A 23,208-nucleotide genomic window follows, 5' to 3' on the forward strand; every position below is an offset into this window, starting at 1 on the left:
CCTCAGCCGACCGGCGTACCGGGGACGTCGGCGGTCCAGCCGGCCAGCAGCCGCAGCGCCGCCTCGGAGGCGGAGCCCGCTTCGGTGGTGTAGACGCACAGGGTCTGGTCGGGGTCACCGGGCAGCGTGAAGCACTCGTAGTTCACCACGAGGTCCCCGACCAGCGGGTGGCGGTAGCTCTTCGTGCCGTGGCTGCGGTCGCGGACGTTGTGGTCGGCCCACCAGCGCCGGAACTCAGGGCTGGCGACCGCGAGCTCCCCGACCAGCTCGGCCAGCAGCGGATCGTCGGGGTGGCGGCCGGCGTCCAGGCGGAGGAGCGCGACGTTGTCCCGGGCCACCGCCTCCCAGTCCAGGAAGAGCTCGCGCGCCGACTCGTCGAGGAACGTGTAGCGCAGCATGTTCCGGTCGCGTGGCGGCAGTGCCTCGAAGTCGGTCAGCAGCGCGCGGGCCAGCCGGTTGGCGGCGAGGACATCCATCCGCCGGCCGAACACGAACGCCGGGGAGACCTCGTCGAGGGTCTCCAGCATCCGGCGGACGCCCGGGCGCACGCGCTGCACGCGGGCGGCGGTCCGGCGCCGCGGGCGGCGCGAGCTGGTGCGCGCGATCTGCCACAGGTAGGAGCGCTCGGTGTCGTCCAGGCGCAGCGCGCCGGCGATGGCGTCCAGCACCTCGTCCGAGACGTGCGCGGCGCGGCCCTGTTCCAGCCGCGTGTAGTAGTCCACGCTGACGCCGGCGAGCCGGGCCACCTCCTCCCGGCGCAGCCCGGGCACGCGCCGGACCCCGCTCGTGCCGCCGAGTTCCACGTCGTCGACGCCGAGCCGCGCGCGGCGCGAGCGCAGGAACTGCTTCAGCTCCACGTTCTGATCCACCAGCTCATTCTGCCGGGCCGCGGGTACACCGAACCTGGTTCTGCCGGAACCAGGCTCGGTGTGCCCGGTCACCGCGGGGCCGGAAGAAGCCGCCCGAGGCCCGTCTCCCGCTGGTTGCATCAGTGGTGCGGCCGGACGGTCGCACTGGAGATCGAGGAGACACGCAAGCCATGACCGTGCACACTTCCCTGACCGGGCGGATCGCCGTGGTGACCGGCGCGTCGAGCGGCATCGGCCGGGCCGCGGCCGTGCGGCTCGCCGCCGCCGGCGCGAAGGTGGCCGTGCTGGCCCGCCGCGCCGACCGTCTCGCCGAGCTGACCGGGGAGATCGAGCGGGGCGGCGGTACCGCGCTGGCGCTGGCCGCCGACGTGACCGACGCGAGCGCACTGCGGTCCGCGGCCGACCGGGTGGCCGCCGAGCTGGGCACCGCGGACCTGCTGGTCAACAACGCCGGGGTGATGCTGCCCGCGCCGGTGGCGGAGCTGCCGACCGGGCAGTGGCAGCACCAGATCGACCTCAACGTCAGCGGGCTGATGAACACGATCGGCGCGTTCGTCCCGCAGCTGATCGCCTCCGCCGCGGACCGCGGCGTGGCCGATCTGGTGAACACGTCGTCGATCGCCGCGCAGAACATCTTCCCGAACTTCGCGGTGTACTCCGGCACGAAGGCGTTCGTGACGCACCTGTCGCGGACGCTGCGCGCCGAGCTGGGACCGAAGGACGTCCGGGTGTCGGCGGTCGAGCCGGGCATCGTGGGCACCGAGCTGCAAAGCCACGTCACCGACCCGGGCGCGCAGGATTGGCTGGAGGGCTCGAAGAAGGAAATGACGTGGCTGGCCCCCGAGGACGTCGCCGAGGCGATCGCGTTCCTGGCCGCCCAGCCCGCGCACGTGAACCTTCAGCAGGTCACCATCATGCCCACGCGGCAGGCTGCCTGACCGCCGCCACCGGCGGGGCCCGGCCGCGGCCGGGCCCTCCCGGGCAGCCGGGGGACGAAGCGGCCTCGCCCCCGCGGCCAGGCTGGCGAACTCGGCTAACGCACCAGCGGTCGCAGCTGCCCGATCTGGTGCGTCGAGGTCGCGTGGCCGTTCAACGCCCGCCGGACGGCGTCGAGCACTCCCTCGGCGATCTCCTCCTGCGCCAGGGAGCGGTGGGCGTCGTAGGCGGAGACCGTGCCCAGCTGCACCACCTGGGTCGGGTGGAGCGGGAGGAGCGGGTCGGGGGGTTCGACGGTTCCGGTGCCGCTCAGGCCGCCGCGCACCTCCACCACCGGCGCCTCGTCGGCGAGCAGCGACTCCACCGCCCCCATCACGGACCGCCGGTACTGCTCGTGGATCCACGCGACCAGCAGGTCCGCCGGCCCGCGCAGGGCCAGCTCCGCCTTCGCCGCGAGCTCCCGCGGCCGGTCCCAGTGCGCCTCGACCCAGATCGCCCTCCCGCCACCCCATGGGCGGATGGTGCCGGGCCGGTAGGGCCGGTGCCCGGGTGGGCGCATCGACCGCCGCGCCGCCGCGCCGGGCCGCAGTTCGCAGTCCAGGGGGTGGTACCGCCGGGACGGCAGCACCACGTGCCAGCCCTCCTGCGTCAGGACCTCCGCGACCCTCGCCAGCATGCCCGTACCGGCCAGGATCAGCGCTTTCCTGCCAGCCATGACCCCACGCTACCTGCCGCTCGCCGCCCCGGCAGCCTCCACTTGAGTCCTTTTCCGCCCCCGGAGCTCCGGACGTCCTGGTTGCCCGCTCGCCGGAACCCGGCCGGGGCCGGCCCCAGCCCGCGGCGGGGTCGGCACTGACGTGCCCGCCCGGCGCCTCCACCGGGAGGGCACGTCACCACCGGAACCCGGCCGGGGTCAGCCCCTATCCGCGCCCGGGCCGGTAGTGACCTGCCCGCCGCACCACGCCCGGCACCTCACCACCGCAGGGGGCACGTCATCACCACACACCCGCCGAGGCAGCCCCAGTCCGCGCCCGGGCCGGCACTGACGTGCCCGCACCTCCCCGCCGGGAACCGGGCGTGGGTCAGCCCCAGTCCTTGCCCGGGTCGAAGGCGTGCGGCTCGGTCAGGCTGAACCAGTTCCCCGAGTCGTCTCGGAACACGGCTTCGATTCCGTACGGGCGTTCGGCCGGCTCCTGCAGGAACGTGACCCCGCGGGCGGCCAGCTCCGCGTGCGTCTTCCGGCAGTCGTCGGTCCGCCAGACTCCCCCGCCCAGCGCGCCCTTCGCCACCAGTTCCCGGATCTGCTTCTCCGTCTCCGCGTCGTGCTGGGGCGGGCCCGGCTTCATCAGGATGAAATCCAGATCCGGCTGGTCGGCCGGCCCCACGGTGAGCCAGCGGAAGTCACCGATCCGCAGGTCCCGCCGCACCTCGAAGCCGAGCTTCTCGGTGTAGAACGCTTTCGCCGAGTCGTGGTCCAGCACGTAGACGCTGGAATGGGACAGTCCCCTGATCATCGCGAACCTCCTGTCGTCGATGACCGGAACGCTACGGGCCGGAACCACGCCCGGGCTTCTCCGAATGTGCGGTTTCCCCCGACGGCCGGGTCCACATCATCAGGTAGCACCCGGGCACCGGCGGCGGCCCGTCCGACCGCACCCGCGCCCGGTACTCGCTCGGCGAGGAGCCGGTGATCTCGGCGAACCGGCGGCTGAACGTGCCCAGGCTGGTGAACCCGACGGCCAGGCACACCTCGGTGACCGTCAGGTTCGCCGACCGCAGCAGGTCCTGCGCCCGCTCGATGCGCCGCCGCGTCAGGTACGCCTTCGGGCTCTCCCCGTACGCGGCGGCGAACGACCGCATGAAGTGGTACCGCGAACAGCAGGCGACGGCGGCGAGCGCGTCCACGTCGAGGGGCTCGGCGTAGTGCGCGTCCATCCAGTCCTTGGCGCGGCGCACCTGCGCCACCACCGCCGCCCGGTCGGTCATGACCTCAGTGCGCCGCCTCGTTCCAGGACCGGCCGAACCCGACCGACACCTCCAGCGGCACAGCCAGCTCGTAGGCGGCGCCCATCTCGCGGCGCACCAGCTCCTCGACCCGGTCCCGCTCGCCCTCGCAGACCTCGACGATCAGCTCGTCGTGCACCTGCAGCAGCACCCGCGACGACAGCCCGGCCTCCGCGATCGCGCGGTGCACGCCGATCATGGCGACCTTGATGATGTCCGCCGCGCTGCCCTGGATCGGCGCGTTGAGCGCCATCCGCTCGGCCATCTCGCGGCGCTGCCGGTTGTCGCTGTTGAGGTCGGGCAGGTAGCGGCGGCGACCGAAGATCGTCTCGGTGTAGCCGACCTTGCCGGCCTCGACCACGACGCTGTGCAGGTAGTCGCGCACCCCGCCGAACCGGGCGAAGTACTCGTCCATCAGCCCGCGGGCCTCCTCGGTGGAGATCCGCAGCTGCTGCGACAGACCGTAGGCCGACAACCCGTAGGCCAGGCCGTAGTTCATCGCCTTGATCTTCGCCCGCTGCGGCCCGGTGACCTCGGCCGGGTCGACGCCGAACACCCGCGCCGCGGTGGCGGCGTGGAAGTCGAACCCGGACTGGAACGCCTCGATCAGCGCCGCGTCCTCGGACAGGTGCGCCATGATCCGCATCTCGATCTGGCTGTAGTCCGCGGTGAGCAGCTCCGCGTAGCCCTCGCCGACCACGAAGGCGTCGCGGATGCGACGGCCCTCCTCCGTGCGGATGGGGATGTTCTGCAGGTTCGGGTCCACAGAGGACAGCCGGCCGGTGGCCGCGATCGTCTGGTGCAGCGTGGTGTGGATCCGGCCGTCGTCGGCGACCGACTTGAGCAGGCCCTCGACCGTGCTCTTGAGCCGGGTGGCGTCCCGGTGCTCCAGCAGGTGCTGCAGGAACGGGTGCTCGGTCTTCTCGAACAGCGTCTGCAGCGCCTCGGCGTCGGTGGTGTAGCCGGTCTTGGTGCGCTTGGTCTTGGGCATGCCCAGCTCGTCGAACAGCACGACCTGCAGCTGCTTGGGCGAGCCCAGGTTGACCTGCTTGCCGATCACGCCGTAGGCGGCCTCGGCGGCCTGCTTCACCCGCGCGCCGTAGTGCGCCTCCAGCGCGGTCAGCTGCTCGATGTCCACCGCCACACCCGCGGCCTCGACCTCGGCGATGACCTGCAGCAGCGGCAGCTCGATGTCGTTCAGCAGCCGGGTGCCGCTGATCTTCTCCAGCTCACCGGACAGGGCGCCGGCCAGCTCGGCGACCGCGCTGGCGCGGACCAGCTCGCCCTGCACCAGCTTCTGGTCGCCGTCGTCGCCGTCGAGCAGGGACAGCTGGCCGTCGCCGGAGTCGCTGTCGTTGCGCAGCTCGCGCTGCAGGTACCGCAGCACCAGGTCGTCCAGCTCGAACGACCGCTGCCCCGGCCGGACCAGGTAGGCGGCCAGCTCGGTGTCCATCGCCAGCCCGGCGAGCTTCCAGCCGCGCGCCCGCAGCGCGTGCAGCGGCACCTTCAGGGCGTGCCCCGCCTTGGGGATCGCCGGATCGGCCAGCCACGCCGCCAGCGCCTGCTCGTCGGCCTCGTCCAGCCTGGTGACGTCGACGTACCCGGCTTCGCCGCCCGCCGCGGCGAGGGCGATCGACTGGATGTCCGACCGCACCGACGAACCGGTGGTGCGGAAGGACACCCCGACGGTCTGGCCGGCCTTGGTGTGCTTGGACAGCCACGCGGCGAGACCGCCGGGCGGCACCGCCGCGCCCGCCACCTCGAACCCGGACTCGGCCTCCGGCTCGGCGCTGGACAGCGTCTGGAACAGCCGGTCGCGCAGCACCCGGAACTCCAGCTCGTCGAACAGCCGGTGCACCGCGTCCCGGTCCCACGGCTTGAGCGCGAGGTCGTCCGGCGTCGCGTCCAGCGGCACGTCCCGCACCAGTTCGGTGAGCTGCCGGTTGAGCATCACCGAGTCGAGGTGGGCGCGCAGCGCGTCGCCCACCTTGCCCTTGACCTCGTCGACGCGGTCGATGAGCGCGGCCAGCGACCCGAACTGCTGGATCCACTTGGTGGCCGTCTTCTCCCCCACCCCCGGGATGCCCGGCAGGTTGTCCGACGGGTCGCCACGCAGCGCCGCGAAGTCCGGGTACTGCGACGGGGTGAGCCCGTACTTCTCCGACACCCCGGCCGGGTCGTACCGGACCAGGTCGGACACGCCCTTGCGCGGGTACAGCACGGTCACCGCGTCGTCCACCAGCTGCAGCGCGTCCCGGTCGCCGGTGCAGATGAGCACCTGGTAACCCTGCGCCGTCGCCTGCGTGGTGAGCGTGGCGATGATGTCGTCGGCCTCGTAGTTCTCCTTGGTCAGCACCGGGATGCCGAGCACCCCGAGCACGTCCTTGACCAGGTCGACCTGCCCCTTGAACTCGTCCGGCGTGGACGTGCGCGTCGCCTTGTACTCGGCGAAGGTCTCCGAGCGGAACGTCTGCCGCGACACGTCGAACGCCACCGCGAGGTGCGTGGGCTGCTCGTCGCGCAGCAGGTTGATCAGCATCGAGGTGAACCCGAACACCGCGTTGGTGACCTGGCCGGTGGAGGTCTTGAACCGGTCGGCCGGGACCGCGAAGAACGCCCGGTAGGCCATCGAGTGGCCGTCGATCAGCAACAGCCGCGGCCGTCCTTCCGGCGGCAGCGTGGCTGTGGTGTTGGCTACTGGCTGGTTCTGGCTGGGGCTCACGGGTGCGAGTCTAGGGTGGGGCACCGACAGAACCGCGCGAGCGGTCGCCCTGCCCTGCCGTCGTCTCACCGAGGAGCATGCCGTAGTGACCGAGAACCTGTCCGAAGCCATCCGCGAGCAGCTCGCGGGCATCGACCCGCGCGTCGCGGAGCAGCAGCTCAACGACAAGGTCGGCATCGAGTTCGTCGAGCTCACGGCGGAGAGGGTGGTCGGCACGATGCCGGTCGAGGGCAACCTGCAGCCCTACGGCCTGCTGCACGGCGGCGCCAACGCGGTGCTGGCCGAGGCGCTCGGCTCGACGGTGGCCGCGCTCAACGCCGGCCCGGACAAGGCGACGCTCGGGTTCGAGCTGTCCTGCACGCACCACCGCGCGGTCCGGGAAGGCCTGGTCACCGGCGTGGCGACGCCCGTGCACGTGGGCCGGGGCACCATCACCGCCGAGATCGTGCTGACCGACGACCAGGGCCGCCGCACCTGCACCGCGCGCCTGTCCTGCCTGGTGCGCGACCGGGCGCCGGGCGCCCGCTGACGCACGCGAACGGGCCCCGGCGCGAGTGCGCCGGGGCCCATCGTCGTCGGAGTCCACCCGATCAGGCGACACCCAGGTAGGCCTCCTTGATCGCGGAGTCGGCCAGCAGCTCCCGGCCGGTCCCGGTCTTGGTGATCCGGCCGGTCTCCAGCACGTACGCGCGGTGGGCCCGGGTGAGCGCCTGCTGCGCGTTCTGCTCGACCAGCAGCACGGTCGTGCCCTGCTTGTTGATCTCCGTGACGATCCGGAAGATCTGCTGGATGAACTGCGGCGCCAGCCCCATCGACGGCTCGTCGAGCAGCAGCAGCCGGGGCTTGGCCATCAGGGCCCGCCCCATCGCCAGCATCTGCTGCTCACCGCCGGAGAGGGTGCCGCCAGCCTGGTTCCGCCGTTCCGCCAGGCGCGGGAACAGGTCGAACACGCGGTCCAGGTCGGGCTGCAGGTTCTTCCGGTCCTTGCGCGCGTAGGCGCCCATGTCCAGGTTCTCCGCGACCGTCATGCCGGGGAACACCCCGCGCCCCTCGGGCACCTGCGAGATGCCGCGCACGACCCGCAGGTCGGCGCGCAGCTTCGTGATGTCCTCACCGGCGAAGGTGATCCGGCCCGCCGACAGCGGGCGGATGCCGGAGATGGCGCGCATCGAGGTGCTCTTGCCGGCGCCGTTGGCGCCGATGAGGGCGACGACCTCGCCCTCCTCGACCTTCAGCGTCAGCTCCGAGACCGCCTGGATCCGTCCGTAGTGGACGGAGACCCCGTCAAGCTCAAGCAGCGTCATCGTCAGGCACTCCCAGGTAGGCGGCGATCACAGCGGGGTTCTCCCTGATCTCGGCCGGCAGTCCTTCGGCGATCTTCTTGCCGAACTCCAGAACGACGATCCGGTCGGTCACACCCATGACCAGCCTCATGTCGTGCTCGATCAGCAGGACGGTGTAGCCGTCGTCGCGGATCTTCCGGATCAGCCCCATGAGCTCTTCCTTCTCCGCCGGGTTGAACCCGGCGGCCGGCTCGTCGAGGCACAGCAGCTTCGGCTCGGTGGCCATCGCCCGCGCGATCTCCAGGCGGCGCTGGTAGCCGTACGGCAGGTTCTTGGCCTTGTCCGCGGCCCGGTCGGCGATGCCGACGAACTCCAGCAGCGCCATGGCCCGCTCGACCGCGGTCTTCTCCTCCTGGTGGTGCCGCGGCAGCCGCAGCAGCGCGCCGATGACGCTGGTCTTGTGGCGGGCGTCGGTGCCGACCACCACGTTCTCCAGCGCGGTCATCTCGCCGAAGAGGCGGATGTTCTGGAAGGTGCGGGCGATGCCGCGCTGGGTGATCTGGTGCCGGGTGGCCTTGCCCAGCGGCTTGTCCTCCAGCAGCACCTGCCCCGACGTGGGCCGGTAGACCCCGGTCATCGCGTTGAAGCAGGTGGTCTTGCCGGCGCCGTTGGGCCCGATCAGGCCCAGGATCTCGCCGCGGCGGATGCCGAAGGACACCGAGTCCAGCGCGGTCAGGCCGCCGAACTTCAGCGTCACGTCGCGCAGCTCCAGCAGGGTCTCGCCGACGTCGACCCGGATCTCCCGGTCGACGGCGACCGCCTCGGCGACCTCGGCCTCGTGCTCGGCGAGCTCCTCCGGGCTCATCCGGGCGACCTCGGCGACCAGGCCGCCCTCGACCGGGGCCTCCTCGCTGGGGTGGCTCATCGGGGACCTCCCGTCGTGTCGGCGGCCAGCGCGCTCTCCCCGCTGATCTGCTCGCCGCGGCCGAGCAGCCGCTGGTAGGCCTGGCGGCCCCGGGCCAGCAGCCGCTGCCGGGCGCCGAGCAGGCCCTGCGGGCGGAAGATCATCAGGATGATCAGCGCGATGCCGAAGATGAGGTAGTTGTACTCGGCCAGCTGCACGAACCGCAGCGGCAGGTAGGCCACCACGGCCGCGCCGAGCAGCACGCCCACCTTGTTGCCCGCGCCGCCGAGCACCACCGCGGCCAGGAACAGCATCGAGGTGATGACGTCGAACGACTGGTTGTTCACGAACCCGAGCTTGCCCGCGTAGAGCGCGCCCGAGAGGCCGCCGATGGCCGCGCCGATGACGAACGCCCAGATCTTGAACTTGAACACCGGGACGCCCATGATCTCGGCGACGTCCTCGTCCTCGCGGATGGACACCCAGGCGCGGCCGACGCGGCTGCGTTCCAGGTTCCCGACCAGCAGCAGGATCGCGATGATGATCGTGATCGTGAGCCAGTACCAGGCGGTGGCGTTGGCGAAGAACGGCGTGCCGTTCGCGTTGGTGCCGACGCGCTCGAAGCCGGACTGGCCGCGCAGCGGGTCGACGTTGTCCGCGACCAGGCGGATGATCTCGCCGAACCCGAGCGTGACGATCGCCAGGTAGTCACCGCGCAACCGCAGGGTCGGGGTGCCCAGGATGACCCCGAAGATCATCGTGACCACCATGGCCAGCGGCAGCGTCCACAGGTACGGCAGCTTGGACAGCGTGGAGTTCGGGCTGGTGAACAGCGCCGCCACGTAGGCGCCGACGGCGAAGAAGCCGACGTAGCCCAGGTCCAGCAGGCCGGCCTGGCCGACCACCACGTTGAGCCCGATGGCGACCAGCGCGTAGCGGGCCACGTCGAACATCGCCGTCGGGAAGTCGGTGCCCGTCGTCGCGATGAGCGGCGGGTTGAGCACCGGCAGGAAGTAGATCAGCACCACGACCGGGATGAGGATCGCCCACTGGGCCGGCCGGGACAGGTTGTTCCACTGCTCGCGGATCGAGCGGCGCTTCGGCGGCGCGCTCACGGTCTGGGTGGTCATACGCGTGCCTTCCCGAGGGACTCGCCGAGGATGCCGGTGGGACGGAACATCAGGACGACGATCAGCACGACGAAGGCCACGATGTCCTTCCACTCGCCGCCGAACAGCGACTGGCCGTAGTTCTCCACGAGGCCGAGCAGGAACCCGCCGAGCAGCGCGCCGCGCAGGTTGCCGATCCCGCCGAGCACGGCGGCGGTGAACGCCTTGATGCCGAGCAGGAAACCGCCGTTGTAGATGGCGCCCTGCGGGATCCGCATCATGTAGAACAGCGCGGCGGCGCCGGCGAGCAGCCCGCCGACGAGGAACGTGACGACGATGACCCGTTCCTTGTTGACGCCCATCAGCGTCGCGGTGTCCGGGTCCTGCGCCACGGCGCGGATGCCGCGGCCCAGTCGCGTCCGGTTCACGAAGTGGTCGGCCACGTACCACAGCAGCACGGCGGCCACGAACAGGATGACGTGGATGTTCGTCACCGGCGCCCCGAAGATCCGGAACAGCGGTTCCGGCTGCAGCAGCCGGATCTGGGGCTGCTGGTTGAGGCCGAAGATCAGCCGCAGGGTCTGCTGGATGGCGAACGAGGCGCCGATCGCGGTGATCAGGAAGACCAGGCGCGGGGCGTTGCGCTTGCGCAGCGGGCGGTAGGCCACGCGTTCCAGCAGCACCGCGGTGCCGCCGGAGACCGCCATCGCGGCGATGCAGGCGATCGCGAGGAAGAGGATGATCTCGAAGACCGACAGGACCGGCGTCGCGCCGGCGCGGAAACCGAGGCCGTAGAACGTCAGCCAGGTGGCGAACGCGCCGACGACGAAGACCTCGGAGTGCGCGAAGTTGATGAGCTTGAGCACGCCGTAGACGAGCGTGTAGCCCAGCGCCACCAAGGCGTAGATGCCGCCGAGCGCGAGGCCGTCGACGGTGTTGTTCCAGAACTGCTCGGCGAGGCCGGCCACGTCGAACTCGATCCATGGCTCGGACTGCGCGAGGAATGGGGTCATCGCGGGGTACAAGGGTTCACTCTATTCCCGGGTACGGATCGGGCATGCACGCGACGATCGGCCGCGTGCATGCCCGATAGGTCAGTCGTTAGCTGATCTGGCCGTTGTTGACGATCTTTCCGTTTTCGACGCGGTAGCTCCACACCGGGGTGTCCGAGAGCTCGCCCTTGTCGTTCCACTTGAACTTCTTCGTCAGGCCCTGACCGTCGTAGTTCTTGACGAAGTTGAGCATCCCAGCGCGGTCCTTGATGCCGCTGTCGATGCCCTTGAGCAGGATGGTCGTGACGTCGTAGCCCTCGGGCGAGTACGTGCCCGGGTCAGCGCCCTCGACCTGCTTGAACGCGGCCGTGAAGTCCTTGAAGTTGTCCTCCGGGACGCACGGGCAGGTGAAGTAGGCGTGGGTCGCGCCGCCGCCGGCGCCCTTGAGGAACTCGTTGTCCTTCACGCCGTCGGGCCCGACGAACTTGGCGGTGACGCCCTTGTCGTTGAGCTGCTGCGCGAACGGGCCGGCCTCGGGGTAGTAGCCCGAGTAGAAGATGGCGTCCGGGTTCTCGGTGGAGATCTTGTTGACCACCGCGGAGAAGTCGGTCTGGCCGGTCTTCACCTTGTCCGAGCAGGAGGCCTTGGAGCCCAGCGCCTGCTTCACGGCGTTGGCCAAGCCGATGCCGTACTCGGAGTCGTCCTCCACCACGCACACCTTGTTGGCCTTGAGCGTGTCGGTGAGGAACTTGGCCGCCGCCGGGCCCTGGACCGAGTCGTTGCCCATGCCGCGGAAGAAGGTCTTCCAGCCGTTCTCGGCCAGCGCCGGGTTGGTCGCCGACGGGCTGATGGTGACGAGGCCGGCCTGGTTGAACAGGTTGCCCGCGGCCTTGGACTCACCGGAGAACGGCAGGCCCACGACACCGATGATGTCGGACTCGTTGATGACCTGGGTGACGATGCCCGGGGCCTTGTCCGGCTTGCCTTCGGTGTCGAACTGCTTCAGCGTCACCTGGCAGTTCGGGTTCGCCTCGTTGTGCTGCTTCACCGCGAGGTCGGCGCCGCGCAGGATGTTCTGGCCCAGCGCCGCGCTGGCGCCGTTGATGGTGCCCGCGTACGCGATCGAGACTCCCGAGCACACCGCCTTGCCGTCGCCGCGCGGGTTGGCCGCATCAGCCGCCTGCGAAGGCGCCGCCGCCGAGCCGGTCGTGTTGCCCGACGTACCTCCCTCGTCACGCGCCGCGCACGCACCCAGCGCCAGCGTTGCCGCCGCTGCCAGCACGAGAACTCGCGTGAGTCGTGCTCCTGACACTCGTTCCTCCAATATCCAGCCGGCCGCGGACTTGCGGCCGTCCCGGGATGGGACCTATCGGGCGCTGAACGTAGCCGCCCGGTGAGGCCAAGCACAGCGGTATGCGCTGTCTTGTTTCCACATCGTGACGGGGGTCACTGTAGTTCATGCATGATTTACACCCGGTTGCTGCAATGCAACAACCGGGTGATAACCATCAGTGACTTTCTCGCTCAGATGAGCAGCGCCGTCACGACCTCGTTGGAGTGATGTCGGAGCGTTTGACCGCCCACGCGACTGCGTGGGGTTACTTCTGACCGATGCTCTCGACGACCGCCTGGGCGACGGCCTTCATGGTCGTGCGCCGGTCCATGGCGGTGCGCTGGATCCACCGGAACGCGTCCGGCTCGGTCAGGCCCTGGTGGGTCATCAGCAGGCCCTTGGCCCGGTCGATGACCTTGCGGGTCTCCAGCCGGTCGGAGAGGCTGGCGACCTCGGCTTCGAGCGCCTGCATCTCCGAGAACCGGCTGACGGCCAGTTCGATCGCGGGGACGAGGTCCCGCTTGTTGAACGGCTTGACCAGGTACGCCATGGTGCCCGCGTCGCGGGCGCGCTCGACCAGCTCGCGCTGGCTGAACGCGGTCAGGATGACCACGGGGGCGATGCGGTCGGTGGTGATCTGGGACGCCGCCTCGATGCCGTCCAGCTTGGGCATCTTGACGTCCAGGATCACCAGGTCGGGCTTGAGCTCGGCGGCCAGCTTGATGGCCTCTTCGCCGTCGCCCGCCTCGCCGACCACCTGGTATCCCTCTTCGCGCAACATCTCGACGAGGTCAAGCCGGATCAGTGCTTCGTCTTCGGCGACGAGCACCCGACGCTGCGGAGCGGTGGCCACACCGCTGGCCTCGGTAGCCTCTTCGGTCACCGGGGTCCTCCTGCGTGCTCGACGGAATGGGAATGCGGCGAACCGCAGGACGAGCCTACCCGGAACGATCCAGTTGGTGGATGGCGCAGACCACGTGGCGAGCATGGTGTTCACCACGTCGAGCGACGGCGTGTCGCGTTGATCGACTCCCCTGTGAGCGGTCGTCACACAGGGCTACCCCCGCTGCTCGCGGCGGTGGGCGGGGCGCGTAAAGTCTGGCTGCGCCGCCCCCGTAGCCCAACTGGCAGAGGCAACGGATTCAAAACCCGTCCAGTGTGAGTTCGAATCTCACCGGGGGCACTTCGCTTGACATGGCACGAACGGCCCCTCACCTGCGGAAACAGGGTGAGGGGCCGTTCTTGCATCGTCCGGCCGTGTCCGGCGGGATCCGGCCCTCACCGGCCGTCTGTGGACGCCCCGTGGACGCGCCTCACTCGTCTGGCAGCCGTAGAGCCCGCTCCATCCGCTCCCGCGCGCTCGCCTTCTGGCCGGCGAGGATCTTGGCGTAGATCCGCAGCAGGACGGCGACCGAGTGCCCGGCCCACTCCGCGACCTGCCGCGCCGGCACCCCGGCGGCGAGAGCCGTCGACACGAACGCGTGACGCAGGTCGTAGGGCCGCTTGGCGAGCACGGACGCGTACTCCTGCTCGGTCAGGGCGGCCTTTCGCGCCCGGTCCCAGACTCGCGAGATCGTCGATTCCGCCAACTCTCCCCCGGTGAGGCTGCGGAACAGCCGGCCATCGGCCGCGGTGCCGAACCGCTCCAGGTGCTCGTTGAGCAGAGCAGTGAGGGGTGGCGGGCAGGGGACAACGCGCACCTCCCCCACTCCCCTCTGTTTGAGCTGCCGTTGGTCTCGCCGTGAACCGCTATCGGTCCACGCGGCGCCCGCGATCGGAGCCGCCTTCGACAACAGCAGTTCGCCCCAGCCCTTCTCCGGAATCGCGAGATCTTCCTTTCCGAGGACAGCCGCTTCCTCCGGACGCAGACCCGCGTAGTACTGCACTCCGAAGTACGCCTTCAACCGCGGCCCCATCGACCGTCGCGGCTGTCCCTCGATCTTCTGGGCGTCAACCGCGGCGAGCAATCGCTCGGCCTGTGTCGGGTTGATCACGACCCGCTTGTCAATCGCGTAGTTCTTCTTCGGAGCCGTCCACTTCACTTCCGCGATGCGGTTCTTCTCCAGGAGCTTCCTCTCGACGGCGTGGTCCAGCGCGTTGTAGAGCACCGCTCGTTTCCGAGAGACCGTCTTGGCGGCAGCCGGTTTGCCGTCCATCTTGAGCGCGAGCGCGTCCAGTACGCCGCGCACCACAGAAAGATCGTCCAGCCGTGATACCGGCACCGTATTCGACGCCAACCACTTGAGCGCAGCCTGAACATCAGCGGGCTTAGCGGTATCGCGCCGCCCGGTGTTGTACGCCCAGCCGGTCAGCGCCTTCCTCAGCACCTTGTCGGCCGGCTTGCCACGGTCATTCGCGAGCAGAGCCAGAGTCGCGGTGGCCAGAGCATCGGCGTTGCCGGCGCGCGACTTCGCTGCCGCCCTGACCCACTTCGCGTCGACATACGACTGGGCGAACTCGAACCAGCTTTCCTCGTTGACTTCCCGCCCCATGGAGACCGGGAGCCCATCTGTCAGGCGGAAAGCTTCGCCGTACCTCAGCGCGGACAACAACTGGGACCGGAAGGATTCGGCAAGCGCCTTGGTCGGAAAGGTCTTGGACCAGGGCGTCCGGGCGACGCGCCACCGGACGTTGTACGACTTCTTACCGGACCTTCCTCCCTTCGACGACTTCGTGAGTCGCTCGCGGATCTCCCAAATCCGGACGTCAAAGGTCTTCCCCATCAGGCGGCCTCCTCGCAGGAGTCGAGCCACGCGTCGAGATCCACGCGGCGAATCCGGATCTCCCCGTTCGGGAGCTTGATGCAGCGGGGCGCGCGCCCCTTGGCGCGCCACTCGTAGAAGGTGGAGCGGGCTACCTCGAACTCCTCGCAGAACGCGGCGATCGTGAGGTGCTGTCGTGGGCTGGCCATGTGGTCGTGGTCCTTCCGGCGACACGGTGGTTGCGGGTCTCGGTGCACGGGTGCATGGCGCCTCCTTCTGGTGTTGGGCGGCTATGTCGCGTAACTGGCGTAACCGGCGTAACCGCCCTGGTCAGCGGGTTACGGATGCTTGGGCGGTTACGGATGCATCCGTAACCGGGCGTCCTGCCGTAACCGGCTGACCTGCGGGGTTACGTGAGTTACGCCAGTTACGCGGTAGAGCCGGGGTCGGTGGGCAGATACCGCTTCCAGGCGTCGGCGAGGCCGGTCTCGCCGTGGACGACGTAGCCCCGCATGGTCTTGCCGTCCTTGTACGGGGTGGGCTTGACTCCGTAGCGCTCCAGCTCTTTCGCCAGCCGCCGCGCGTCGAGCGGCTTGCCGTAGAGGTCGCCCCAGGGCGCTTCCTCGTTGGCGTAGAGGGCTTCCAGGATCGCCGCGGTTGGCAGCCGGTCGGCCTGCCGCTGGGTGAAGACCTCGCGGAGATCGGCCAGGAGCCGGATGCCGAGGCTGCCCTTGTGCGGGTCGTTGCTGGCGACGAAGTGCGCGCAGGCGGCTCGGGCGGTGTCGGGCCAGTGCCCGCCGGCGGCGTCGGCGAGGGCGATCAGCGGTTCCCAGATTTCGGCGGATCGGTCGGTGACGCCTTCGGGCATGTCGGGTTCGGCGTCGTCGAGGCTGTCGGCGACGCTGGCGACCCAGGCGGCGAGCTTGTCCCGCAGGGGTTCGGCCTCGGTCTCGATGCGGCGGGTCTTGAAGGGCTCTACGCGCTCGTTCGGGGCGCGGCGGCGCATGTGGATGGTGATGGCGCGGGTGGTGATGGTGTCGGGCATGTGCCCGGCGATCCCGGCCAGCGCGACGGGGGCGTAGACCTTGAAGCGCTGCACGTTCATGGCCTTGGCGTCGCCGACGCACCGGGCGATGGTGGCGGAGCGCTTGTAGCCGGCGTTGAGCATGGCGCGCAGGTCTTCGTAGTTGCCGCCGTTCTTCGGGTTGAAGATCGCGTCCACCTCGTCGAACAGGATGGTGATGGGGGCGGCGTTGACCATCCGGAACAGCGCGGCGGTGCTGGCGGAGATGGTCATCTCCGGGTCGTGCACGAGGTACTGGGCGACCTCCAGCACGCGGGTCTTGCCTGACCCGGGTTCTGCGCTGGACAGGATCAGCCGTGGGGTGACGTAGAAGTGTTCGGCGGCGTGGGTGTGGGCGTACCAGAGCACGAGCGTGGGCACGCAGTGCTCGTCGAGGAAGGCGTTGAAGCGGGACACGAAGGCTCCGATCTCATCGAGGACGGCGGCACCATCGGCGGGCGCCGGTCCGGGTGCGCGGGCGGCGGGCACGACCCGCAGCGGGCGGGCGGGATGGCTCATCCGGGCTTCCTTCCTCGGCTCAGGTCGCGGATGTCAGGCGGCGTCCTGGTCGGCCCGCAGACGGGCCCGGACGCGGACGACAGTGCGCGGGGTGGTGCGCAGGGTGCAGGCGATCTCGCGAGCGGTCTTGCCGGCGCGGGTCAGGCGGGCGACCTCCCGGTCCCGCGGGTCCTGCGGGCGGTGCTGGCGGTGCGGGCGTTCCCGCTCGGTCTGTCCGCCCCAGATGCCGAACTCCTCGTCGTGACTCCGAGCCCACTCCGCGCACGCCGCGCGGACGGGGCAGACGGCACAGACGCGCTTGGCCGCGGCGGTCAGCTCGGCGGCTCCGGGGCCGGGTTCGGGGAAGAAGGCGTCCGGGTGGGTGCCGCGGCAGGCGGCTTGGTCGTGCCAGGCAAGGTCGGCGGCGGTCACGCCGAGGACGGCCCACGTTGGCGGGGTGGCCGGGGCGCGGCCGGGGGTGGTGGTGCCGGTGATGCGGCGCGGTTGGCGAAACTGGGGCATCAGGCGGCCTCCGAGAGTGCGTCGGGTGTGTGGGTGGCGTGGTGGTGGGCGAGGATGAGCCGGCCGAGGTGTTCGGCAGCGGCAGGAACGACGGCGTTGCCGATCACTCGCAGGCGGTCCACCTGGTGGGGAATCCCATCAGCCAGTCGGTCCACTCGGGGTTACGAGCAAGCCAGGCACGCGCTGCCCGCCGTTGCTGAGGTGCTGGGAGGCCAGAAAGTCCTCCAGTTGCCAGCGGTGATCCCCCGCTTCCGCGCGACTCCAGCAGATCCCGTGGCTGCCCATCGACGCTCGCGGGGTGGGCCAGCAGGTAGAGCCGTTCACGCGGGGTCGGTGCGCCAAAGGCCGTCGCCGGTAGCACTGCCCATTCCGCATCGAACCCGCTTTCGGCCAGGTCGGCGAGGACGGTGCCGAAAGCGTCGGGATGTCCAAGCAGAGCTGGGACGTTCTCCACGAGGACGTAGCTGGGTCGTAGTGCGCGAATGACGGCTGCCATCGCGGGCCACATCCACCGCGGGTCAGCGGTGCCGAGTCCGAGCCCGGCGAGGGAGAAGGGTTGGCAGGGGAAACCGCCGGCGACGACATCAACGCGGGGACGGGCTTGGGACCGCCACCAGGCGACGGCGGTGCGGACGTCGTCATGCTTGGGAACCTCCGGGAAATGACGGGCGAGCACGGCACGGCAGTACGGATCGATCTCGACCTGGCCCACGGTGGTGAGCCCGGCCCGTTCCAGACCGAGGTCGATGCCGCCGATCCCGGCGAACAACGACACGACGGTGAGCGCCATCAGGCAGCCACCCCCAGCCGGGCCGGGACTGCGATCGCGGCCCGGTAACGGGTCCACAGTTCGTCGACGGCGGCGGTGTCGTCGGCCAGCTCTCGCAGCACCTCCGTGGGCGAGCCGGACACAGCCTGCTCGATGCGGCGGGCGTGCGCGAGCAGGGCGCGGCGCCACGCGGCCTCCAGCAGTACGGCCTTGAGCTGATCGGCCAGCGCGGGCGGCGGTGCGTCGCGGTAGGTGTCGGCCAGCCAGCCGGACAGCCACTCGCGGCGCTTCTCACCCGGCGCCTGCCCGGTGGCGACGGCGTGGGCGTAGAGGGCGACCGGGGCTGGCGTCTGCTCGGCGGCCACGACCTCGATCGCGAGTTGGAGGACGTGGGCGGCCATCCCGCTGGCGAAGTCTGCGGCGCGCATTCCGGCCAGCAGCCGCCGCGCCGGGCGGGCGGGAAGCTGCATCAGGCAGCCGAGGAACTGGCGTTCGGGGTCGGTCAGGGCATCGGTTGCGGTGGCCATGATGGTCCTTCCTGTGTGGAGGATCAGGCGCAGCGGGCCAGGACGGCGGCCAGGGCGTCGTGTTCGGGCTGGTCGGTCGACAGGCGGTAGCGGGTCTTGGTTTCGATCCAGCGGGCGGCGTAGCCGCACCGGTCCCGATCCGGGAGCCAGTGCGCGGGGTCCTGGTCCCCTTTGGACCGGTTCGCCCGCGCGGTCGCGACGACCAGGACGTCGGGGTCGTTGGCGTAGCGCTCCCGCTCGGCGCGGGACCAGGTGCGGGGGCCGACGCGGCGGCCACCCTCGATTCGCCCGGAGCGGGCGACCTCGGCCAGCGGCACGAGGTGGTCAATGTCCAGCTTGGACGCGTCGGTGACGGTCACCCCGTCGTAGGCGCTGACCCACGTTCCGGCGATCGGGCGGCACTCGTCGTCGGCGCGGACGCCCTGCCCCTGATCGAGCAGCGCTTGTTCGCGGGCGTTGCAGGTGCCGTGCACGGTCTTCCAGTGCGGCCAGTCGTCGCGGTCGTAGTGGAATCCGGTGTCCTCGGGGGCGATCGGCAGCGCGGCGAGCGCGGCGGCGGCCTCAGCAGGGGCGGCGGCCGTGTCGGTGACGGGCAGGCATCCGGCGGTCAGGGCGAGGGTGGCGAGCGCGGCAGCGGTGGTGGCGGCGGTCTTCATGACTTCCTCTCGATGACTACTCAACGTGTCGAAAGATGGGTGTGAAAGGCCAGGGCGACAGCCGGTCGGGGGTGTCGCCGAGGCGGGTTTCCCGCAGTTTCGCGGGTGTTTGCGCTGGTGGACGCTAGGAGCTAGCTCGCAGCTCAGGAAGGGTGTGGGGCGCTAGCGGGGATGCTAGATCTAGCATCGGGTGACGCTAGCGAGCTGGAACCCGCTAGCACCCCACGCCGATTACTCTCCGTTGTTCTTGCTGCGATGGCGGTCGGCCGCGGCGAGCACGGCGGCGCGTTCGACACCGCGCCGGTTGGCGGTCTTGCCGTCCTCGGTGCGGCCGTAGACCTGGAGGGTGTCCACGCCGAAGGGCTTGAGCGCTGAGGCGAGCTGGTTGGCCTTCGCCCGTCCGTCCAGCTCGGCCCAGGACCCGTAGACCTCCGGGCGCAGCTCGGCGAGCCGGTCGACCAGGGTTTCCGACCACACCTTTTGCTCCCCGGCGCGGATCACCGACGCGGTGTCGGCGATGACCGAATAGGACGGACGCGCGGCCTCGTCGGCGACGACTTCGCCGGCGGCGTGGCCGGTGATGGTGCCGTGCCCTTCGCGCAGGGCGCGGGCGCGATCGACGATCTTCTCGGCCGCGGGGCCGTCGATGTAGTAGCCGCGCACGATCTGCGGGTCGTCGCTGGCGCCGACCAGGTAGCCGATGCCCTTGTCCTTCGCCCCGAACGTTGTGGCCCGGACGCCGTTCTTGGACGACGAGGTGCCCAGCACCATGTCGTTCTCCAGCTGTCCCATGACCCGCAGGCAGAACCGCAGACCGGCGTTCGCCGACACACCGGGCGGCAGGGACTGGGCGTCGGGGCGCTGGGTGGCCAGCACGAGGATGATGCCCATTGCCGGGCCGCGCTTGATGATGCCCTCGGCCAGCTTGCGGGCCTCGTCCTTGTAGTCGCCGTGGGAAAACAGTTCCTGGCACTCGTCGATCGCGGCGAAGATCGGGTGCAGCCCGAGCTTGCGGTTGCGTGAGAGCTGCGGGGTGACCTTGTTTTCCGGGCACAGCGCACGGTTTTCCTTGGCGATGCGGGTGATGGTCTTCGACCGGCGCTCCAGCTCCTTGTACAGCCGGCGCAGGCTGTTCATCGCGCCTTCCAACGTCTCGTCGTCGGCGCCGGAGCCGTACTCGTGCGCGACCTTCTCGAACATCCCCAGGTCACCGGTGCCCTTGAGCTCCCACAACACCAGCTCCACCCACGGGTCCAGCGCCGCGGCCAGCACCAGCACCCGCAGGGAGAACGTCTTGCCCATGCGCGGCATGGCCCCGATGACCATGTTCGCGAACATCAGGTCCACACCGACCGGACGGCCGCGCTGGTCGGTGCCGAACGGGACGGACTTGAACAGGTCCGCCTCACCCGACTTCGCCAGCGGCCAGGCCGCGGGCTTGGCCTTGGACATGTCCTGGTCCCCGACCCAGATCACCAGGCGTCCGGCGTGCTCCTCGCTGACCGGTTCGGGCCACACGCAGCCCAGCGGGCGGCGCAGCCCGGAGGCCAGCTTGTCGCGGCGCTCCATCACGTCCGTCACGGTGACGCCGTGGGGAAGGTCGACCTCGGCGCGCCAGCCCGGCCCGTCCCGGGTGATCGGCGCGGGGAACGTGATGCCCTGCCCCTTGGCCACGGCCTGGTTGATCCCGGAGATGCCCAGTGCCGCGAGGGCGCGGACCACAACGTCGCTGGTCAGCCTCGGCGCCTTCGACGTCACGACGGCGCGACCGAGGACCGGCTTGTCCGCCGGCGTGCCGACCTTGCCCAGCACCCCGACCCCGGCGGCGGCCACCAGCCACACCAGGCCGGTGCTGTAGCTGGCCAGCACGTACACCCCGGCGGCGGCCACGAGCAGGGTCAGGAAGGCGAGCAGGCCGCGCTTGCGGATGCGCTCGGCGCGGACCTCGGCGAGCTTGAAGTACTTGTCGTACTCGTTCGCGCTCACCGCCGCCGCGCGCAGCGGCTTGCCCTCCGCGTCGTAGACCCACCGGTGCGTGGCCACGACCACCCGCCACAGCCCGCGGGGCGAGCGCAGCAGCAGGATTCCGGCATAGGCCGGGGTCCGCACCGCGTGGTAGGCGACCGTGTGGCCGGTGTAGAAGGCGACCCACTTCACGCGGTCCCGCAGCTCTGCCTTGGACCGCGCCCACGTGGGCAGCAGCGGCCGGATCTTGGCGTCCCGGGTGGTCTCCCACCACGACGCCTTGGCCGGCGTCGACGGGTCCACGAGCACCGGGTGCCGGACCTGCTCGGCGTTCTCCTCGTCCACGATCTCGGCGTCGATCACGTCCGACCCGGCGAGGTCGCGGCGTTCCTGAACGGGGATCTCGTCCGCGTTCGTGGCGCTGTCCGGGCGGGGCGTGAACGGCAGCACCTTGCCGTTCACGGTCTCGTGCTGGTCGGTGTTCACGGGCTCCTGGTCGGGGGTGTTCATGGGGTCCTCACGGTTGGAGTCGTCGCCGGGGCGCGGGTTGGTGGGGATGGACATCAGGCGGCCTCCTCGCGGCGCTCAGCAGCGGACGGGAACGGGGCGGGCTCGGCGGTCGCAGTGACCTCGGCGCGCAGGTCGTCAGCGACGTTCTTGCTGGTCCCCCGGGAGATGTCCGGGCAGACCGTCCGGACCCACGCCGGGGTGATCTCGATCCCCGGCGCCCACGCCGCGCGGACCTCGGCGAGGTAGTCGGCCCGCAGCTTGCGAGCTGGCTTGGCCGCCGCTTTCGGCTTCCGGGGCGCCCGCTTGACCGGCTCGCGAGCGGGCTCCTGAACGGGCTCCGGGGTGGCGTCCTGAACGGCCTCGTGAGGCTGTCCGGTGAACGCCGGGGCGGCGGCACGGGTGACCGCCTCGGTGAGCCGGTCGCGCAGCACCGGGGCGGTCTCGGCGGCCAGGAACACCAGCACCGGCGGCACCGAGTGCAGCACGACCCCGGCCACGTGCAGCTCGGTCCAGGACTTCCACGTGTTCATCACGTAGGTGGCCAGGAACGCAAACCACTTCGTGCGGTGCGGCCACTTCCCGGTTTCGACCTGGTACCTGGCGGTGATCTGCTCGGCGCGCAGCACCGCCACCAGCACCAGCGACACCATCGGGTCCAGCAGCCACGCGGCCAGCCACGGTAGCGACCACATGGCAGCGCCGGCAGCGGCGAAGGTCTGGACGTTGACCATCGTGAACGCCAGCCCGAGGAAGATGCCGACCCACACCAGCGTGTCGACGAAGCCACGAACCTTCTCCACCCGCAGCGCGATCACGTCCGGGTGGTTGGACAACGCCCGAACCTCGGCCGCGGTCTCCGCGTCCTGACGCAGCTTGTCCGCAGTGGACAGAGGCACGAGCTGCGCGTCATGCATTGCGGTCATCGCTGCCCCCTCGTGGTCGTGACGATCTCGGTCACCGCGAGCAGCCGCGCCACGGCCGCGCCGGCGAACAGCGACGGCACGATCAGCACGATCAGCAGCGCGGTCGTGTTGGACCACCAGGTGATGACGGCCCACTGGATGCCCACGATCACCGCGGCGGTGAACAACGTCCGGACGGCGTTGCCCGTCATCCGGGTCACCTCGCGAACGCCCTTGCGGGCCTTGAGCGCGGACTTCCGACCGGACCGCCAGGTCGCGAACAACCCGATCAGCGCCAGTCCGCCGAGCACGTAGAGCACGGTGTGGTTCATCAGGCCACCTCCTCGGCGAACAGGTCGATCTGGTCGGCTGGCTGCCACGCCCCATCGCGCCACACGGCGTCGAGAGCGATGCCTTCCTCAGCACGCAGGACGGGTTCGGTCTTGGACAGCCACGCCGCACGCTGGTTGGCGGTCAGGTCGCGCCACCGGCGCCCGGTGGTGGCCTCGTAGCGGCGGATAGCGAGGGTCTTGAGCTGGGCCGGTGTGGCGACGGTCCTCATGCCGCCTCGCCACCCAGCGCCGCGAACTCGCGGTCCCAGTCGATCCGGTCGGACTCGGTGCCGATCGGCACCAGGGCCTCGGTCTTGGCCAGCGCGTCGACCAGGCTGGCGCGTTTGAACGCGAAGTCGGCCACCCCGGTCGGAGAGGACAGGGTGATCCAGACCCGCCACGGCACGTCCAGGTCCCGGGCGACTGCCACGTCTCCCTCACCGACGCTGGTCTGTGTGCGCGGCGGCAGCGCCAGGCCCTCGGCGAGCAGGTCCCGGGCGATGTGCCAGCGCACCCACTGCTCGGCGCCGACCGCGAAGTCCAGCACCACCGCGAACGGGTCATCCGAGCGGTAGCGGAACTTCACCTTCACCGGCACAAGCTCGATCAC

Annotated in this window: 24 protein-coding genes, 1 tRNA gene and 1 pseudogene; 3 read left to right on the plus strand and 23 right to left on the minus strand. The window is 70.4% G+C overall.

The window, feature by feature from the left end; translation table 11 throughout:
• Positions 1-2: 2 nt before the first annotated feature.
• Positions 3-869, minus strand: a complete 867-nt coding sequence (locus IE290_RS06255) for a helix-turn-helix transcriptional regulator (protein WP_191243483.1) — start codon at positions 867-869, stop codon at positions 3-5.
• 170 nt (positions 870-1,039) lie between these two features.
• Here IE290_RS06255 and IE290_RS06260 point away from each other — a divergent pair, with 170 nt between their 5' ends.
• Positions 1,040-1,807, plus strand: a complete 768-nt coding sequence (locus IE290_RS06260; RefSeq protein ID WP_191243484.1) for an SDR family oxidoreductase — start codon at positions 1,040-1,042, stop codon at positions 1,805-1,807.
• Between the two features lie 95 nt (positions 1,808-1,902).
• Here the strand turns inward: IE290_RS06260 and IE290_RS06265 are convergent, their stop codons facing one another.
• The 4 genes from IE290_RS06265 to polA all read right to left on the minus strand — a co-directional run bounded on the left by IE290_RS06265 (position 1,903) and on the right by polA (position 6,531).
• A complete protein-coding gene (locus tag IE290_RS06265) occupies positions 1,903-2,520 on the minus strand; it encodes a Rossmann-fold NAD(P)-binding domain-containing protein (RefSeq protein WP_229874241.1) in 618 nt (205 codons plus the stop codon).
• A 367-nt stretch (positions 2,521-2,887) separates the two neighbouring features.
• Positions 2,888-3,319, minus strand: coding sequence for a VOC family protein (locus tag IE290_RS06270; RefSeq protein ID WP_191243485.1), 432 nt, complete (start codon positions 3,317-3,319; stop codon positions 2,888-2,890).
• Positions 3,320-3,350: 31 nt separating this feature from the next.
• Positions 3,351-3,791 carry a helix-turn-helix domain-containing protein gene (locus tag IE290_RS06275; protein ID WP_191243486.1) on the minus strand — a complete coding sequence of 147 codons (441 nt, stop codon included), beginning with the start codon at positions 3,789-3,791 and terminating at the stop codon, positions 3,351-3,353.
• A 4-nt stretch (positions 3,792-3,795) separates the two neighbouring features.
• Positions 3,796-6,531, minus strand: a complete 2,736-nt coding sequence (polA, locus tag IE290_RS06280) for a DNA polymerase I (protein ID WP_229874243.1) — start codon at positions 6,529-6,531, stop codon at positions 3,796-3,798.
• An 85-nt stretch (positions 6,532-6,616) separates the two neighbouring features.
• On the opposite strand from polA, the gene IE290_RS06285 reads away from it, so the two are divergent.
• Entirely contained in the window at positions 6,617-7,060 is a 444-nt protein-coding gene (locus IE290_RS06285; RefSeq protein ID WP_191243488.1) for a hotdog fold thioesterase, read from the plus strand.
• Between the two features lie 61 nt (positions 7,061-7,121).
• On the opposite strand, the gene IE290_RS06290 is transcribed toward IE290_RS06285, so the two are convergent.
• From IE290_RS06290 to IE290_RS06315, 6 genes are all read right to left on the minus strand, one after another.
• Positions 7,122-7,835: an ABC transporter ATP-binding protein gene (locus IE290_RS06290; RefSeq protein ID WP_191243489.1), complete on the minus strand. Its 714-nt coding sequence runs from the start codon at positions 7,833-7,835 to the stop codon at positions 7,122-7,124.
• Complete coding sequence (locus IE290_RS06295) at positions 7,822-8,739, minus strand: ABC transporter ATP-binding protein (RefSeq protein ID WP_191243490.1); 918 nt, start codon at positions 8,737-8,739, stop codon at positions 7,822-7,824. The genes IE290_RS06290 and IE290_RS06295 overlap by 14 nt, the downstream gene beginning before the upstream one ends.
• Positions 8,736-9,848, minus strand: coding sequence for a branched-chain amino acid ABC transporter permease (locus IE290_RS06300; protein ID WP_191243491.1), 1,113 nt, complete (start codon positions 9,846-9,848; stop codon positions 8,736-8,738). The genes IE290_RS06295 and IE290_RS06300 overlap by 4 nt, the downstream gene beginning before the upstream one ends.
• Positions 9,845-10,840: a branched-chain amino acid ABC transporter permease gene (locus tag IE290_RS06305; protein WP_191243987.1), complete on the minus strand. Its 996-nt coding sequence runs from the start codon at positions 10,838-10,840 to the stop codon at positions 9,845-9,847. Before IE290_RS06305 ends, IE290_RS06300 begins: the two co-directional genes overlap by 4 nt.
• An 88-nt stretch (positions 10,841-10,928) precedes the next feature.
• Entirely contained in the window at positions 10,929-12,101 is a 1,173-nt protein-coding gene (locus tag IE290_RS06310; RefSeq protein ID WP_191243988.1) for a branched-chain amino acid ABC transporter substrate-binding protein, read from the minus strand.
• 316 nt (positions 12,102-12,417) lie between these two features.
• Entirely contained in the window at positions 12,418-13,035 is a 618-nt protein-coding gene (locus tag IE290_RS06315; protein WP_017988040.1) for an ANTAR domain-containing response regulator, read from the minus strand.
• A gap of 226 nt (positions 13,036-13,261) precedes the next feature.
• Between IE290_RS06315 and IE290_RS06320 the strand changes: the two genes are divergently transcribed.
• A tRNA-Leu gene (locus IE290_RS06320) sits at positions 13,262-13,335 on the plus strand.
• Positions 13,336-13,465: 130 nt separating this feature from the next.
• Here the strand turns inward: IE290_RS06320 and IE290_RS06325 are convergent.
• The 12 genes and pseudogenes from IE290_RS06325 to IE290_RS06380 all read right to left on the minus strand — a co-directional run bounded on the left by IE290_RS06325 (position 13,466) and on the right by IE290_RS06380 (position 23,208).
• Positions 13,466-14,875: a tyrosine-type recombinase/integrase gene (locus IE290_RS06325; protein WP_191243492.1), complete on the minus strand. Its 1,410-nt coding sequence runs from the start codon at positions 14,873-14,875 to the stop codon at positions 13,466-13,468.
• The gene (locus IE290_RS06330) at positions 14,875-15,063 is read right to left on the minus strand and encodes a helix-turn-helix transcriptional regulator (RefSeq protein ID WP_191243493.1); all 189 of its coding nucleotides are present in this window, start codon (positions 15,061-15,063) and stop codon (positions 14,875-14,877) included. Before IE290_RS06330 ends, IE290_RS06325 begins: the two co-directional genes overlap by 1 nt.
• 147 nt (positions 15,064-15,210) lie before the next feature.
• A pseudogene (locus IE290_RS06335) lies at positions 15,211-16,454 on the minus strand (DUF3631 domain-containing protein); the annotation flags it as partial.
• A gap of 15 nt (positions 16,455-16,469) precedes the next feature.
• Positions 16,470-16,937 carry a WhiB family transcriptional regulator gene (locus tag IE290_RS06340; protein ID WP_191243495.1) on the minus strand — a complete coding sequence of 156 codons (468 nt, stop codon included), beginning with the start codon at positions 16,935-16,937 and terminating at the stop codon, positions 16,470-16,472.
• A 103-nt stretch (positions 16,938-17,040) separates the two neighbouring features.
• A complete protein-coding gene (locus tag IE290_RS06345; RefSeq protein ID WP_229874245.1) occupies positions 17,041-17,727 on the minus strand; it encodes a DNA cytosine methyltransferase in 687 nt (228 codons plus the stop codon).
• Positions 17,727-18,233, minus strand: coding sequence for a hypothetical protein (locus IE290_RS06350; protein WP_191243496.1), 507 nt, complete (start codon positions 18,231-18,233; stop codon positions 17,727-17,729). Before IE290_RS06350 ends, IE290_RS06345 begins: the two co-directional genes overlap by 1 nt.
• Before the next feature lie 23 nt (positions 18,234-18,256).
• On the minus strand, positions 18,257-18,889 hold the full coding sequence (locus tag IE290_RS06355; RefSeq protein WP_191243497.1) for an HNH endonuclease family protein: 633 nt from the start codon (positions 18,887-18,889) through the stop codon (positions 18,257-18,259).
• A 231-nt stretch (positions 18,890-19,120) separates the two neighbouring features.
• Positions 19,121-21,418 carry an FtsK/SpoIIIE domain-containing protein gene (locus tag IE290_RS06360; RefSeq protein WP_191243498.1) on the minus strand — a complete coding sequence of 766 codons (2,298 nt, stop codon included), beginning with the start codon at positions 21,416-21,418 and terminating at the stop codon, positions 19,121-19,123.
• Positions 21,418-22,287, minus strand: coding sequence for a hypothetical protein (locus IE290_RS06365; protein ID WP_191243499.1), 870 nt, complete (start codon positions 22,285-22,287; stop codon positions 21,418-21,420). The genes IE290_RS06360 and IE290_RS06365 overlap by 1 nt, the downstream gene beginning before the upstream one ends.
• Complete coding sequence (locus tag IE290_RS06370) at positions 22,284-22,598, minus strand: hypothetical protein (RefSeq protein ID WP_191243500.1); 315 nt, start codon at positions 22,596-22,598, stop codon at positions 22,284-22,286. The genes IE290_RS06365 and IE290_RS06370 overlap by 4 nt, the downstream gene beginning before the upstream one ends.
• Complete coding sequence (locus IE290_RS06375; RefSeq protein WP_191243501.1) at positions 22,598-22,828, minus strand: hypothetical protein; 231 nt, start codon at positions 22,826-22,828, stop codon at positions 22,598-22,600. The genes IE290_RS06370 and IE290_RS06375 overlap by 1 nt, the downstream gene beginning before the upstream one ends.
• Positions 22,825-23,208 (minus strand): SsgA family sporulation/cell division regulator, encoded by a 384-nt coding sequence (locus tag IE290_RS06380; protein WP_191243502.1) that lies wholly within the window; start codon positions 23,206-23,208, stop codon positions 22,825-22,827. Before IE290_RS06380 ends, IE290_RS06375 begins: the two co-directional genes overlap by 4 nt.

Origin of the sequence: Amycolatopsis deserti (assembly GCF_014653945.1) — a bacterium.
GTDB lineage: Bacteria > Actinomycetota > Actinomycetes > Mycobacteriales > Pseudonocardiaceae > Amycolatopsis_E > Amycolatopsis_E deserti.